Here is a 16,216-nt window from a genome sequence, read left to right as displayed (position 1 = left end):
GACAAGATATTGCAAGCATTCAAAAAACAATAGCGAATTTGTCTGAAGCGAATTTTATAAAGGCTGTAAATAAATTAGCCAAAAGTGATTATGTATTAATTTCGGGGCAAAGATTATCTTTTTCAGCAGCTTCTTGGTTAAGTTTTACATTGCGTTTAGTAAGAGATGATGTTCATTTATATAAGCAAGATACAGATGATATTTTTTTAATATTGAGTAAATTGACAGAAAATTCGGTTTTTGTAGCTATTTCTTTTCATAGATATGTAAAGGAAACATTGAAAATAACCGAAATGGCGAAGCAAGCAGGAGCTTATGTCATTGCCATTACCGATTCTGAGTTGGCGCCAATTAAAGAATTTGCTGATCTTTTGTTACCAGTTTCAAAAACGAGGACGTCAACTATTGATGCGGCACCTGTTCTGTTTTCATTATGTAATGCACTAGTAGCTGGGGTTTCAATTCAAGATGAAGAACGATTTACTCAAAGAAAAGCAATTTATGATTCGTTTCATAATGAAGACTTTTTTCTATAAGGAGAGATGAAAGTGAATATTTCAGACGCGATACAACAATTAAAACCAGAAATTATGAACATATTTCAATATTTACATGAACATCCCGAAACAAGTTGGAACGAGAAGGGAACGACGACTTACATATCTGATATGCTCACTAAACATGCTTATAAAATAAAGACATTTGAAGATTGTACAGGGGTGGTTGGTGAAATAGGAGAAGGTCATTTTACTGTTGGACTACGTTCGGATATTGATGCTTTATGGCAAGAAGTGGACGGTGTTTTTCAGGCTAATCATTCATGCGGTCATGATGGTCATATGACGTTAGCTCTTGGTGTACTCCTCGTACTTAATCGTCTGAACTATACGCCGCCAGGTAAGCTGAAAATGATTTTTCAACCTGCTGAAGAAAAAGGAACGGGCGCATTAAAGATGGTTGAAAAGCATGTTGTAGATGATGTGGATTTTTTATACGGTGTCCATCTTCGTCCGAAAGAAGAAGTGAAGGACGGCCAAGCAGCTCCAGCAATCATTCACGGTGCTGCAAAATTTATCAAAGGTGAAATTATTGGAACAGATGCTCATGGAGCTCGACCACATCAAGGACAAAATGCGATAGAAGTTGGAGCTTCGTTTGTAAGTCAATTAAATAGTATTCACTTAAATCCATCCATCCCATATTCAGTGAAAATGACACAATTCCAAGCGGGTGGAGAAAGTAGTAATATTATTCCTGGGCGGGCTACTTTTTCATTAGATCTAAGAGCCCAAACAAATGAAGTAATGGTGCAATTAGTTGAAAGAGTGGACAAAATTGCTGAAGCATTGGCTATTACAAATGGTATAGAAATCAACTTACAAACAGGAGCGAGTGTAGCGGCTGCGATAGTAAACAAACAAGCTCAGCAGATTATGGAACGTGCCATCGCAGATACTCTCGGAACGGAAAATGTTGTACCACCTGTTGTTACGACCGGAGGAGAAGATTTTCATTTTTATACATTAAAAAAACCAGCTATTAAGGCTACTATGCTTGGATTAGGCTGTGATTTAACACCAGGTTTGCACCATCCAAATATGACATTCAATAGGGATGCTTTATTTTCGGGTATTGAAATTTTAGCAAAAGCGATTATTTTGACTTTCGATCAATACAGAGAGGAATGTAAAAATGGAAGTAATAATTAAACCCTTATATGATTTAGAGAATTTAGTAGAGATGCAGCGATTAGAGAGACATGTATGGGGGATGGATTTCACACCTGTTCATCAAACATTAACGGTAGCGAAGAATGGCGGTATTATTTTAGGTGGCTATATAAACGATGAATTAGTTGCATTTTTATATAGCTTTCCCGGGTTTGATGGAGACTCTGCATATCTTTGCTCCCATATGTTAGGTATTCATAAAGACTATAGAGGACAAGGAATAGGTGAGTTACTGAAACGTAAGCAAAGAGAAGAGGCATTGAAAAAAGGGTTTCGGTTAATTTCTTGGACGTTTGATCCGTTGGAAAGTGCAAATGCCAATCTAAATATACGTAAATTGAAAGCTGTTTGTCGAACATATTTGGAAAATTGCTACGGTAAGCTCGAAGGTCATTTAAATGAAGGATTAGCTACAGATCGTTTTCTTGTTGAATGGCATTTAGAGAGTGACCATGTGCTGAAGCAAACATCATATAACATAAGTGAAGCTGTACCAGTAATGGCTGTTACTATAAATGAGCAAGGTTTTCCATATGTGCAAGGAATCAATGATAAAGTCATGAGTCGCATACATTCATATGATACGCTATCAGTTACGGTACCAACAGAATTTCAAACAATAAAAATAGAGGACTTTTCACTGGCTAAAGAATGGCGTATACGAACAAGAGAAGTCTTCCAATCACTATTTTCAAATGGCTTTATCATCGTCGATATTTTTCGAGAACAGGGAAAAAATGTACAACAATATATTTTAATCAAACAAAATCAAGCTAAAATAGATTAACAATCGAAGGGGATAACAGATTATGAAAATTAAACAAGTTATTTTACGACATCTTCAAATGGATTTAATCGGACCTTTTACAACGAGTTTCGGTACTTTCGTTAAGAAAGAGTTTATTTTAGTAGAAGTGAAGAATGAAGAAGGTCTATCAGGATGGGCTGAGTCGGTGGCATTTGCAGCACCTTGGTATAATGAAGAAACAATCAAAACGAACTGGGCAATGCTTGAAGATTTCTTAATTCCAATCGTACTTGAAAAAGAAATCGATCATCCAAGCGAAGTTCATGATCTTTTTAGCCATATTCGCAAAAATAATATGGCTAAATCAGCAATTGAAGGGGCAATTTGGGATTTATACGCTAAAGAAACCAATCAACCTTTAAGTCTGGCACTTGGTGGTAAACTCGATAATATTGATGTTGGTATTAGTATAGGTATTCAAAAAACAGCCCCAGATTTGTTAAAGAAAATCGAAAATGGGCTAAAAGATGGCTATAAGCGTATCAAAATAAAAATTCAACCAGGTTGGGATGTTGATGTAATTCGTGAAGTTCGAAAGTACTATCCGGATGTAGCAATTATGGCTGATGCAAACTCCGCATATCGCTTAAAGGATATAGAACTACTTAAACAACTTGATGAATTTGATTTAATGATGATTGAACAACCATTATCATCTGATGATATTGTGGACCATGCGACATTACAAAATCAATTAAAAACTCCTATTTGTTTAGATGAAAGTATTCATTCTGTAGAGGATGCACGTAAAGCACTTGAACTAGGAAGCTGTAAAATTATCAATATTAAAATTGGACGCGTAGGTGGATTAACAGAAGCGAAGAAAATCCATGATCTTTGTGCAGAGAAGAATATCCCTGTGTGGTGTGGAGGCATGTTAGAATCTGGCGTTGGTCGTGCTCATAATATTGCATTGACAACATTAAGTAACTTTACAATGCCAGGTGATACAGCTGCATCAGCAAATTATTGGCATAAAGATCTGATTGAGCCAGAAGTAACAGTAGAAGACGGGGTTATTACAGTCCCAACATCAGCTGGTATCGGATATGAAGTGAATCATCGTACTGTAGATGAATTTACGACTTATAGTAAGAAGTACACAAAATAACAGAAATTGGTGCCAGATTTTACCGGTTCAATGAGAGTAGGCTAAGACGATTCTCTTTTTGGAAACCGATTAAGGTTTTCAAAAAGAGTTGGATTAGGCATAAGTTATTTCAATGGGACAACTCACTTGTTTATATTTTAAATATTCAGAATTATCGCAATAAAAAAGAAAGTAGGGGGATGCTATGAAAAAAAGTATCAATCTTGCAGGTGCATATATTGGCATCATTGTAGGAGCAGGATTTGCTTCGGGGCAAGAAGTCCTTCAATTCTTCACGTATTTTGGAATATATAGTATTCCAGCTGTCATTTTGGCAACAATATTATTTGCTTTTCTAGGAATGCAAATTGTTCAACTGGGTAGTAATATGCAGACTGCTTCGCATAAAAAAGTAATCTATCATATTTGTGGTCGCTATGTTGGATTAGCAGTAGATGTACTTATTACATTCTTCTTATTTGGAGTTACCGTTGTTATGATTGCTGGATCTGGTTCTATTTTTCAACAACAATTTGGCATTCCTGCTACGATAGGCAGTATCGTTATGACCGTTATTACCATTGCAACATTGTTACTCGATATTAAGAAAATTATGTCGATTATTAGTATCATTACTCCATTCTTACTAGTGATTATGATTATTGTTGCGGGTTATTCTTTCTTTAATATGGATTATAGCTTCTCACAAATTCAAAATTATGCTGAACCAAGCTCAGCAGCTGCTTCAAACTGGGTGATGGGTTCACTATTATATGTTTCATATAATATTGCAGCTGGTATTGCTATGTTAATAGTAATGGGTGGAACATTTACAAACAAGAAAGAAGCTGGTTGGGGAGGAGTTTTAGGTGGAATTGGACTTGGTGTATTATTGTTCTTGATTAATTTAGGTATGTTATCTGATATGCCTGGGATTCAAGGAGTAGATATGCCTACATTATTTTTAGCAAACGAAATCTCTCCAATACTAGGCAATATCCTTTCTATTGTTTTACTTGGTATGGTCTATAATACAGCAGTAGGTATGCTATATGCGTTTACAGCTCGATTTGCCCCTATAGAAACAAAAACATTTAAAGCCTCTGTTGTAGTAATTGGTATTCTTGCTTTTCTAGCAAGTTTTGTTGGATTTATTACACTTGTTGGTACCGTTTATCCTGTAACAGGTTACATCGGCTTTATCGTTATTATTGCGGTTATCATTTCATGGTTCCGCAGTAGAAAGCAAGTAGGGGCTTTGAAAGAGGAAAGTGTGAAAGGTTGATTGAAACGATAGTTTACTGAAATTTAATATAAAGTAATGTGAATCACCACTTGTTCTACGTAATCATTACAGATCAAGTGGTGTTTTTTATATAAACGGTGATATGTATAAGGTCTTTTTTCCCTTTTTAAAACATATGAAATTATTAAGATAGTTTATTGATTTAATAATAAACTAGTATAAAATTGGAAAATAGTTTACTTAGAAGCGCTTTCTTTTTTGAAGGTGCAAGTATGTAACAGATTTAGTAAACTAATAAAACCGCATCTAAGTGAAGAATGTGATGAGTTCCGATTTGTTAAATTCTAATATTGGTAGGAGGAATTTTGCATGAGAGCAGCACAAATTATTGAACAAAGAAAACCACTTAGAATCGGTGAAGTACCCGATCCGACACCTGGACCAAAAGATGTAATCGTTCGAGTTGAAGCTAGCGGTATTTGTAGAAGTGATTGGCATGCGTGGATGGGGGATTGGGAATGGATTGGGCTAAGTCCGAAATTACCGATTATACCTGGACATGAGTTTGGCGGGGTAGTAGAGGTAGTTGGCGCTGAAGTAAAGAACTTCCGCCCAGGAGATCGAGTAACATCTCCTTTTCACGAAGGATGTGCACACTGCTCAAATTGTTTGAGTGGGCATTCAAACCGCTGTGATAATCTACAAATTTTTGGATTTGGTCATGATGGTGCTTATGCTGAATTCGTTAGAGTACCAAATGGAGATTTCAATTTAATCAGATTACCTGAAGAGATAGACTCTTTGACTGCGGCCGCAATCGGTTGTCGTTACATGTCAGGTTATCATGGTGTATTGCGCAGTAATATACAGCCTGGTAATTGGCTAACAATCCATGGAGCAGGCGGAGTAGGTCTTTCAGCTATTCAAGTGGCGAATGCAGTTGGAGCGATGGTAATTGCGGTTGATGTGGATGATGTGAAATTAGAAAAAGCGAGAGAAGAAGGTGCAGTTGCCGTTATTAATGCTCGCAAAGAAAATGTAGTAGAAGCAATTAGAGAAATTACTAAAGGTGGTGCTCATGCTTCAATTGAAGCGCTAGGCATACGTGAAACAATAATGAATTCAGTGCTATCTTTACGAAAAGGTGGTAGACATGTGCAAATCGGACTAACAACCAATGAAGAAGGCGGTATAGTGGGTCTTCCAATTGATGCTATTACAGCGATGGAATTGGAGATTGCTGGTAGTTTAGGTAATCCACATGCTGCTTATGATGGCTTGTTAACAATGATTGCACAAGGTAAGTTAAATCCAAAATCACTCGTTTCAAGGAAAGTAAAGCTTGATGATGTATCAGAAATTCTTACGGATATGACTAGTTTTAAAACATTAGGCTTCAATGTCATTACCCAATTTAGATAAGAAATAGATTCATTTATTTTATGTAGAAGGAAGGAGCTGTCTTCATAAGTAGGCAGCTCCTTTTTGTAACTCAAATATATTTTTGTATAAACTTCTTTGATGTTTAGAAGAGTAGATCTCCCTACGATGCTTGTTGTTATAAAATGATTTGGCATGCTTATATTTCATCAGGATGTGGCAATTGTACTGGATGAGCATCACTAATCACTCTTATCGGTCTCATCATGTCATGGTCTTCATGTTCAAGGAAATGGCAGTGCCAAATATAGTTACCTTTATGCTCTTTCCAATGCATGATAATTGTTGTCACCTTGCCAATATCGGCTTTAACTGTATCTTTCCATCCGCGTTCATATTCACGCGGTTCCTCTGGTTCTCCAGTAAACTCTAGAATGCCTTCATTTTGATATAACTCAACATTGAATGGACGACGCTCTAGAATCTTGAACTGAACTAAATGTACGTGAATGGGATGGGGAACGGCTGTTAAGTTAATTAAATTCCAAACTTCTACACTATCAAATGCCGGTTTTTCAGTAGCTGGATCGTGATACATGCTATCATCTAATAAAAGCATAGGTCTTCCATAGGAATCTATAGTAGCGCTCAATGCCAAATCTCTAATGATGTGTGTGTGATCTTCATGTATTTCCATTTCTGGGTATAAGCTTTCTGGAATTTGACTATTGTCTTTTCCTCTTAAAGGTAGACAAACTCTAAACTGCATGATAACACTTGTATGATCTCCTGGGAATTCTGTATCTGAATTCATCAGTGTAATAGTCTCTCCTTTATGTTCCGAGAAGTCGATAATTAAATCCGTTCTTTCAGCGGGTAACAACTCAACGGAATCAATCTCATTAGTATTTGTGAGTAAGCCACCATCAGTACCTATTTGAAACATCGTTTGCTCATTTGAAAGGTGTAATACATAGCCTCTTCTATTAGAAGCGTTCAGTATTCGGAAGCGATATTTACGCGGTTCAACTTTTAAAAAAGGCCATACTTTGCCGTTTACTACAATTGTATTACCAACAAAACCTGGTGTGATAGATGGGTGTACGGGAACTGGAAATGGTGGTGCATCAGGATAGAAAAGTGAGCCATCTTCATTAAATGATTTATCTTGAATCATTAACGGTATTTCATAATGACCACATGGCAGCTGCAATCTTTCTTCAAGGGAATCACGCAGTAAATAAAAACCTGCTAGCCCTGCATAGACATTCAACCTTGTTAGTCCCATTGTGTGATCATGGTACCAAAGAGTAGAACCAGGTTGGTGATTCGTGTATTCGTGAACTTCTCTTCGAAATGTAGGTCCTGTAAAAGCATATTTTTTCGTGTACCATGCTTCTGGATGGCCGTCACTTTCCCAATTTACGTTTGCTCCATGAAGATGAACAACCGATCGAACTTCAGGTGAATCAATACAACCATGAAGAGTGAAATCAATCGGAAGAAAATGCTTTGTTGGTAAGTTATTCGTATACTTGACATATGTTGTTTTATCCTTATGGGCTTCAATTGTTGGCCCTGGAACAATGCCATCATATCCCCATACCTTTGATTCAGGGAAATATTTGTGGAAATAATGTTTTCCTTCCTTCATTTCCAACTCGTAATAAGGGCTTTTTTGGTAGTTTTGATTTTTTTTTGGCTTTGCAACACGAGGCTTTTTCAATGAATCTACAAACTTTGGGATACTGTGTGGATCAGCTGGATTAACTTGAATATCCAAATGTGAACACCCTCCTCCACTTTTTATCTGCGTCATTTCATCATATTCAAAATAGACAAAATGGCATCATATAAATGTGGATTTTTTAGGTGAATATAAGATAAGGACAGGCGTCGTTATTCATTTTCTATAGGGGTCTAACATAGAAATTATACCTCTAAAATATCATTCATTTGACGATTTTAAAACGTTAGACACAAAAAAATAATATTTAATTTATTATTTTAAAAATATATTGAAATATGTAAATATATATGCAAAGATAAAGGTGTTTAAAAATAGTTTAGTATTATTCGAAAAATGAAAGCGTTTGCTTTTAGATTGGTGAGGTGATGAATATAGATACTATTATTTTTTAGTATTTTTATTGAAACGTTTCGACTATTTCTTTAACTAAATTATGAAATAAGGTGGTTTTGAAAATGACTAGAAAAGTAAAAGTTGGAATTATCGGTTGTGGTGGTATTGCAAATGGAAAGCACTTACCAAATCTTGCGAAAATCAAAGAAGTGGAAATGGTAGCTTTCTGTGATGTTATAGAAGAAAAAGCTGTAAAGTCGGCCGAACAATTTGGGGAACAGGATGCAAAGGTGTATACAGATTATAAGGAATTACTAAAGGACGAATCAATTGAAGTAATTCATGTTTGTACACCGAATAGTTCGCATAGTTATATCACAGTCGATTCATTAGAATCAGGAAAGCATGTGATGTGTGAAAAGCCAATGGCAAAAACCGCTGAAGAAGCTAGAAAAATGCTTGAAGCAGCTGAAAGAACAGGAAAAAAATTAACAATTGGTTATCAAAATCGTTTCCGTATCGATTCTCAATACTTACATAAGGTTTGCCAAGATGGCGATCTTGGAGAAGTATACTTCGCAAAAGGTCACGCAATTAGAAGAAGAGCTGTACCTACATGGGGAGTGTTCCTTAACGAAGAAGAGCAAGGTGGAGGTCCATTAATTGACATCGGTACACATGCTTTAGATTTAACACTTTGGCTAATGAACAATTATAAACCTAAATATGTAGTTGGAAATGTATATCATAAGTTAGGGCAAAAAGAAAACGCTGCCAATGCGTTTGGTTCTTGGGATCCAAAAGAATTTACAGTAGAAGACTCAGCATTTGGTTTTATCACAATGGAAAATGGTGCAACTGTTGTTTTAGAGTCTAGTTGGGCTTTAAATTCACTAGACGTTGATGAAGCAAAAACAACTTTATGTGGTACAGAGGGTGGAGCTGATATGAAAAATGGCTTACGCCTAAATGGTGAAAAGAATGGTAGATTGTATGACACAAATGTAGATATTCATACTGGTGGAGTAGCATTCTATGAGGGAAACACAACAGATCCTGGTGAAATTGAAGCAAGAACTTGGATTGATTGTGTAATAAATGATAAAGAACCAGTTGTTAAACCATCAGAAGCATTAGTTGTAACCGAAATTTTAGAAGCAATTTATAACTCTTCTAAAAAGGGAGAACCAATTTACTTAAATAAGTAAGGAAGTGTGGATAAGAATGACTTTGTCAATTGCTCTTCAGCTGTTTTCAGTCAGAGATGAGGCAGAAAAAGACTTCATTGAAACGTTACAACGAGTAGCGGAAATTGGTTATCATGGTGTTGAATTTGCTGGTTATGGAGGCCTTACAAGTTCTGAATTAAAGAAAGTGCTAGAGGATTTGAAGCTCAAACCATGTGGAAGTCATGTTTCTATCGATGATTTAGAGAATCGTTTAGATGATGTGATTACATATAATGTGGAAATCGGTAACAAATATATCATTTGTCCTTGGTATGTATTTGAAAGTAAGAAAGATTATCTACATGTTGCATCAGTATTAAAAGAGGCTGCAAAGAAGTGTAAGAATCACAATCTGAAAATTGGTTTTCATAACCATGCTAATGAATTTATAGAATATGATGGACAAAGAGGCTTGGATCTTTTGTTAGATCAATCAGGTGATGAGGTTATTGTTGAACTTGACACGTACTGGGTTGAATATGCGGGCATTAATCCAATTTCTTATATGGAGAAGTATCAAGATCGTTGTAAGCTACTTCACATTAAAGATATGGAGATTGTTGAAGGGGAAAAACGTTCAACAGAAGTAGGGAACGGAATTATGGATATCTCTTCTATTGTAGAAGCCGCAAAAAAATCTAACGTGGAATGGCTTGTGGTTGAGCAAGAATTTTTCACAAAACCATCGTTACAAAGTGTAAGTGAGAGCTTCGAATATTTGAATAATCTATTACGTAATTAAGAGGTAGAATGGAGGATTTGAAATGTATATCGGTTATTTAACTGGTTGTTTAGGCACAATGCCACTCAAGGAAAAAGCAATTCTAGCAAATAAGCATGGATTTAAATCTATTGAAGTTTCATGTTGGCCAAAAGATAACAGCAGAGATTACTCTGGTAGTGATATAGATGTTGTGAATCTTACGCAAGCAGAAGCGGATGAAATTAAACAGTATATTAGTGAATTAGATTTAACCATTTCTTCTCTAGCATACTACGATAATAATTTGCATAAAGATCCTGAAACGAGACTCTTTATAAATAATCATGTGAAGAAAGTAATCGACGCTGCGGTTATGTTAGGAGTTCCTGCGGTTGGTACATTTGTAGGTAGAAACGAAGATATTTCATTAGAAGAAAATTTCGATGAATATGAAAAAATTTTCACAGAGATCGTTGAATATGCAAAAGAACGCGATATCAAAATTATTATCGAAAACTGCGATATGACAGGATGGCAAAAGCGAGGAGAGCTTGGAACAATATCATGTACACCAGAGTTATGGCGCGAAATGTTCAAACGAGTTCCTCACGATAATTTTGGACTAAATTATGATCCTTCTCATTTGCATCATTTATTAATTGATTACATCGCACCTTTAGAAGAGTTCAAGGATCGTATCTTCCACGTGCATGGTAAGGATACAGAAATCTTCCAAGATAAGTTAAGCGAATATGGCAAATGGAATAAACTATTGCTAGCAACTGAAGGTTTTGGATATTGGAGATATCGTATGCCAGGTTTAGGAGACATCGATTGGGAGCGCTTTATCAACAAACTTAAAGACATTGGCTACACAGGTGTAATCAGTATCGAACATGAAGATCCATTATATGAAGGATCGGTAGAAAAGATAGAAGAAGGGCTTCGTTTAGGAGTAGAATATTTAAAGCAAAAACTATAATTATGTTAAATTATTTAATTGAAAAAGTGAGGCTTTATCAAATATGAAAACACTTAAAGTAGCTATTGTTGGCTGTGGTAATATTTTTCCAATGCATGCTCTTTCGATAGGAAAATTAGAAAATGTTGAATTGATAGCAGTTTGTGATAATAAAGAGGATCGAGCTATTAAAAAAGCTGAAGAGTTAAGTTGTCGTCCTTATGTTAATTACAAAGAAATGATTGATCAAGAAGACATAGATGTACTTCATATTTGTTTACCGCATTATCTTCACGCTGAAGTAGCCATTTATGCATCAGAAAGAAATATTCATGTTTTAACTGAAAAACCAATGTCTATTTCAATTGAAGATGCAGAAAAGATGGTTCAAACAGCAAATGATCATGAGGTTACTTTAGGGGTTATTTTTCAAAACCGATACAATCCCGGTGCTGTAGCTATTAAAGATGCGATTCAGTCAGGGGCATTAGGTAATGTTCTGTCTGGAAAGCTTCAAGTTACTTGGAGAAGAACAGATGAATACTATAGTACTAGTGATTGGAAGGGTACTTGGGAAAAAGAAGGTGGCGGCGTAGTGATTGATCAAGCCATTCATACACTAGATTTAATGAGATGGTTTGTGAATGCGGAGATTGATTATATAAGCGCGAACATCGGCAACAGAGCACACGAAATTATCGAGGTTGAAGACACTGCTGAAGGTGTAATCGCTTATAAAAATGGTGTTACTACTGCGTTTCAAGCTATTAATTACTATGGCTATGATGCGCCGGTAGAAATAGAAGTATACTGTGAGAATGGTATAGCTAAAATGGTTGGAGATCGTGGGCATATTATGTTTAATGATGGTAGAGAAATAATTGCTGATAACGATCCTACTGAAATAATCGATTATGGAAACAATGTAAAAAGTTATTGGGGTAGCAGCCATATTAAGCAAATTAAGAACTTCTATGAAGCACTTGAAAATAATGTGCAACCGGATATTACAGGAAAAGAAGCATTAAAAACGCAAAAAATGATCTGTAATATTTATGAATCTGGTAAAACAAATTCCAAAGTATATGTAAGAGGATAAAAATTAGTATCTTACACGATTTATTGCTGAACCGTTATTTTTAATCACACTTATTATTGAAACGTTTCGATAATCTATCATACATTTTAAAAAAATTATCAGACTATGATATGTTTATTGAAACGTTTCAACAGAACATTGAACAGCGTTTGTTTAACCAAGTATGAATCGTTATGAAATTGTAAGATTTGTTGAAGTAGATTAAGAGAGTAACAGCTAAAATAAGTATGGAAAACAAAATATATATTCATATAATTAAGGAGATCGAAATATGAAAAAGTTTTTATCGATTTTAACTGTATGTGCACTTTTTCTAAGTTTGGTTGCTTGTTCTGATAGCGCAAGTAGTAATAAAGATGAAAAAAATGAAGAAAAAAAGATTACTCTGAAATATGCTAACTGGAATTTGAATTCAGAAGATAAGATTAATATTGATAAATTAATGATTGAAGAATTCGAGAAGAAGAATAAAAACATAGATATTGTTATTGACGAATCCATCGATCCAAATGATTGGGAAGGGTCTTTAGCGGCAGCTGCTAGTGCTGGTAAATTACCGGATGTATTCATGATCAGCAATATACCTGTCGCATTAAAAAATGATTGGTTATTAGATATTACAGAATTAACAGAGAAGGATGAAGAATGGAATAAAATCGCACCAGCTGTTCGTGAAACAGTCGTTACGAATGACAAAGGATATGCCGTTCCATTTGCACAGTATATGTTTGGTTACATCATTAACAAAGATTTATTTAATCAAGAAAATTTAGATATTCCAACTTATGGTTGGAGCGTAGATCAGTTTTTCTCATCTATGAAAGCGTTATCAAATCCTGAAAAAAATATGATTGGTACAGGTAGAGTAGATCCTATTGTTGATTGGTATCCATACGCTATGAGTGATGATTTAGGGTTCTCTTCATTCGATGGAGAAAAATTCAATTTTAATAGTAAAGAATTTATCGAAGGAGTTAATCTATCTTTTAACGCAGCTAAAAATGATTATGCTTTTGATCATTTATCTGATGAAAAAAAGGCTCAGTTCGATGGTGAAGCTCAGTTGGATGTATTTAAAGCAGGTCAAATTGGAATGTATTATGATTTAACTTGGGGTCTTTCTAGAATAAATGATTCAGTATCTTTTGACTGGGATTTTGTTGGAATTCCAGGTGGCAAAAACATTCTTGCTAATGATTACCTTGGTATTGCAGCTACTACTAAAGAAAAAGAAGCTGCGTATGAATTTGCAAAATGGATGTCTTTCTCTAAAGAAGGCTTTATGAAGCGTATGGAATTAGCAGTAGAAAATGATGCACCGTTAACTTCATTACCAATTTCAACGGATCAAGAAGTAGTAGATCAGTATTTTGAAATTCTAGATGTTCCTGGATTAAGAGCAGCATATGATAATATCGAACAATCGATTGTAGAACCAGTTAAATTTGTTCCAGGTTTTGATGCAGCAAAGGAAGCAACAACAGGCGTTAAAGTTGGAGACATAAATAATGCGAAGGTTCGTGAGATTATTACTAATGCAGCATATGAAGGTGACATTAAAATTGAAGATTATGCTAACCAAATAAATGAATTATCTAATAAAGTCTTTGCAGAAGCGAATCAAGGACTTTAATTGAAACAAGGGCTGTATCATAGTTGTATGATTGACTATGAACCGCCCTTATTTTGATTGCAACAATAATAAACGACAAGCTACGAACATTTAGTAAAGGATCTATAACAGCGTTTCGACATTAATGAGGTTCTGAAATAATGCCAGTAAAAGCAGATTGATAGATCGTTCTTATATCATTTTCTAATAGAGGATAGGGACTTCGTGCTAACAATCTCTTTTGCTGAACACCATCTTTTGTTAATTGTTCTAGAGCTGTTTCCGGAATTTCAAACTTACTTAAAGTAGAGGGGATGCCTACATCTCTTACAAGTTGTGCTAATGCTTCTACACATTTATATGAAGCTTCTTCTTCGGATAAGTAATCGGCATTGCCACCTAAGCTTTTATAAATATCTACCATTCTTGTAGAGCAACTATTTCTAATGTAACCCATTACATATGGCAATAATACAGCATTCGATTCACCGTGAGGGATATGGTATTGCCCGCCTATAGGATAGGCTAAAGCATGAACACCTGCTGCTCCAGCATTAAAGAAGGCAAGGCCAGCAATATAGCTGCCATTACTCATATCAATACGTGCTTGTTTGTTATTTTCGTATTTTACCACTTTTCGTAATGAGCGGCTAATAAGTCGAATTGCTTGAAGGGCTAAACCATCAGTTGTCGGATTGGCATTTACAGAGATATAAGCCTCAATTGCATGTGTCAGCGCATCAACGCCTGTAGCGGCTGTAATGCGCGGAGGAACAGAGATGGTTAGCTCAGGATCAACAATGGCAACGTCTGCTAATAGATAATCATGTGTAACTACATCTTTTGATGTCTCTAATGAAAGGACTGATAAATTTGTTACTTCTGAACCTGTACCAGAAGTAGTAGGAATAAGAATTTTTGGTAGACCTTTATGCATAAAGGATTTCTTTCCAGTTAAGTTTAAATAATCGGCTACTTTTCCTTCGTTTCCAGCTAAAACGGATGCTAGCTTTGCCAAATCTAAAGCGCTTCCGCCCCCTACACCGATAATCATTTCAAATTGGCCTTCACGTGTAAAGGAAACTAGTTTTTCTCCTATTTCTAAAGGAGGTTCTGGAACAACCTCAGTAAACAAAGTGACATCATAACCTGATTCTTTAAGCGGGTTTGTTACTTTTTGAGCGATACCTATTGTTTCTAACATTGGGTCGGTTATGACTAGAATTTTTTTCAGTTTGTATTTGTTTACTTCAGGTACTAATTGTTCTAATGATCCCCAGCCTACATAACTACAAGGGGCAAAAACGATTTTTGCAACGTTCATTTTTTTCACCGATCCTATTTATTCATAATATCCTTCAGTAGATTTTCGGAAACTCTTAAATTGATTTGCATCATGACCAAACCAGACTTGAGAATTTGTATCTTGGGCTAATCTACGGATTTTCTCAACTGTATTGGAATAGCCTACAGAATCATATAGGATACCTGGTGGCTTAATGGGCGGACCAAAGCTTTCGGCTGTATAAATCGCATCAGAAGCAAGAATAATCTTGCCTGTATCCGGTAGGTCGACATGAAGTCCTAGCATCCCCCAAGCATGTCCACTACCAAAGTTTAATACTTTAATTCCATCTGCGAGAATAAGATTGTCTTCACTTTTCTTAACGGTTCTCCATTGTAAATGATTCTTAATCCACGCATCGATGTCTCCCCATACGTATGCTCCTTCCTTCTGATTGCGAGCATAAGATTGTAAAGTTCCGTTTAACTCGTCTTCATGTACGATAATTGTCGCATTCGTAAACATTTCTAAGCAACCAGCATGATCCAAGTGTAGATGAGAAGCTACTACATATTTAATATCTTCAGGTCGCACCCTTAATTGTTCAAGGCGATGATGAAGATAACATTCTTCACTCATATTAAGCGGAAAAGTTGCTTGAGTTGCTTGCGACCATCGACCTTGTGCTCCCATAGAATTAGGGTTACAAGCGGTATCAAACAAAATTTTACCCTCTGGATGATCAATTAGAACTGTATAAATAGGAAACTCAACAAATTCAGCTGATACATTTGGATTATTTACAGTTGCAGGATTGTGCATAGCAATCATCCAATTCTTGTCCATTCTCATACGTCCGTTATCCATCACATAAAGTTTTGGATTAGGTTTAATAATATTAGGCATGTACTTCTTCCTCCTTAAATGGTTTCATTTATCCCGTTCTAACTGTCGCTAAGACTCTTACTTTGAAACGAAAGTAAAAGCGAA

At 35.7% G+C, this 16,216-nt stretch carries 14 protein-coding genes; 11 read left to right on the top strand and 3 right to left on the bottom strand.

The window, feature by feature from the left end; translation table 11 throughout:
* From V7014_RS19150 to V7014_RS19125, 6 genes are all read left to right on the top strand, one after another.
* On the top strand, positions 1-536 hold a 536-nt coding region (locus V7014_RS19150), incomplete at its 5' end, for a MurR/RpiR family transcriptional regulator (RefSeq protein WP_335509315.1).
* 18 nt (positions 537-554) lie between these two features.
* Entirely contained in the window at positions 555-1,709 is a 1,155-nt protein-coding gene (locus tag V7014_RS19145) for a M20 peptidase aminoacylase family protein (RefSeq protein ID WP_335509321.1), read from the top strand.
* Positions 1,693-2,517 (top strand): GNAT family N-acetyltransferase, encoded by an 825-nt coding sequence (locus tag V7014_RS19140; RefSeq protein ID WP_335509314.1) that lies wholly within the window; start codon positions 1,693-1,695, stop codon positions 2,515-2,517. Before V7014_RS19145 ends, V7014_RS19140 begins: the two co-directional genes overlap by 17 nt.
* A 22-nt stretch (positions 2,518-2,539) precedes the next feature.
* Positions 2,540-3,649: an o-succinylbenzoate synthase gene (menC, locus tag V7014_RS19135; RefSeq protein ID WP_335509312.1), complete on the top strand. Its 1,110-nt coding sequence runs from the start codon at positions 2,540-2,542 to the stop codon at positions 3,647-3,649.
* Positions 3,650-3,833: 184 nt separating this feature from the next.
* A complete protein-coding gene (locus tag V7014_RS19130) occupies positions 3,834-4,913 on the top strand; it encodes a YkvI family membrane protein (protein WP_335509310.1) in 1,080 nt (359 codons plus the stop codon).
* Positions 4,914-5,243: 330 nt separating this feature from the next.
* The gene (locus V7014_RS19125) at positions 5,244-6,296 is read left to right on the top strand and encodes a zinc-dependent alcohol dehydrogenase family protein (protein WP_335509308.1); all 1,053 of its coding nucleotides are present in this window, start codon (positions 5,244-5,246) and stop codon (positions 6,294-6,296) included.
* 157 nt (positions 6,297-6,453) lie between these two features.
* Here V7014_RS19125 and V7014_RS19120 read toward each other — a convergent pair whose 3' ends face one another.
* On the bottom strand, positions 6,454-8,037 hold the full coding sequence (locus V7014_RS19120; protein ID WP_335509306.1) for a multicopper oxidase family protein: 1,584 nt from the start codon (positions 8,035-8,037) through the stop codon (positions 6,454-6,456).
* Positions 8,038-8,459: 422 nt separating this feature from the next.
* Between V7014_RS19120 and V7014_RS19115 the strand changes: the two genes are divergently transcribed.
* The 5 genes from V7014_RS19115 (at position 8,460) to V7014_RS19095 (ending at position 13,962) form a co-directional block, all read left to right on the top strand.
* Entirely contained in the window at positions 8,460-9,545 is a 1,086-nt protein-coding gene (locus V7014_RS19115; protein ID WP_335509304.1) for a Gfo/Idh/MocA family protein, read from the top strand.
* Positions 9,546-9,561: 16 nt separating this feature from the next.
* The gene (locus tag V7014_RS19110) at positions 9,562-10,308 is read left to right on the top strand and encodes a sugar phosphate isomerase/epimerase family protein (RefSeq protein WP_335509302.1); all 747 of its coding nucleotides are present in this window, start codon (positions 9,562-9,564) and stop codon (positions 10,306-10,308) included.
* Between the two features lie 22 nt (positions 10,309-10,330).
* Positions 10,331-11,251, top strand: a complete 921-nt coding sequence (locus tag V7014_RS19105) for a sugar phosphate isomerase/epimerase family protein (RefSeq protein WP_335509300.1) — start codon at positions 10,331-10,333, stop codon at positions 11,249-11,251.
* A gap of 43 nt (positions 11,252-11,294) precedes the next feature.
* Positions 11,295-12,329 carry a Gfo/Idh/MocA family protein gene (locus V7014_RS19100; protein ID WP_335509298.1) on the top strand — a complete coding sequence of 345 codons (1,035 nt, stop codon included), beginning with the start codon at positions 11,295-11,297 and terminating at the stop codon, positions 12,327-12,329.
* 271 nt (positions 12,330-12,600) lie between these two features.
* A complete protein-coding gene (locus tag V7014_RS19095; protein ID WP_335509297.1) occupies positions 12,601-13,962 on the top strand; it encodes an ABC transporter substrate-binding protein in 1,362 nt (453 codons plus the stop codon).
* A gap of 121 nt (positions 13,963-14,083) precedes the next feature.
* Here V7014_RS19095 and V7014_RS19090 read toward each other — a convergent pair whose 3' ends face one another.
* Positions 14,084-15,265: an iron-containing alcohol dehydrogenase gene (locus tag V7014_RS19090; protein ID WP_335509295.1), complete on the bottom strand. Its 1,182-nt coding sequence runs from the start codon at positions 15,263-15,265 to the stop codon at positions 14,084-14,086.
* A gap of 18 nt (positions 15,266-15,283) precedes the next feature.
* Positions 15,284-16,132: an AhlS family quorum-quenching N-acyl homoserine lactonase gene (ahlS, locus tag V7014_RS19085; RefSeq protein WP_335509293.1), complete on the bottom strand. Its 849-nt coding sequence runs from the start codon at positions 16,130-16,132 to the stop codon at positions 15,284-15,286.
* Between the last annotated feature and the right edge of the window lie 84 nt (positions 16,133-16,216).

Source organism: Bacillus sp. JJ722 (assembly GCF_036963345.1).
Lineage (GTDB): Bacteria > Bacillota > Bacilli > Bacillales > DSM-1321 > Bacillus_AD.
The sequence above is the reverse complement of the archived record's forward strand: the minus strand, read 5'-3'. Positions and strand labels throughout refer to the sequence as shown.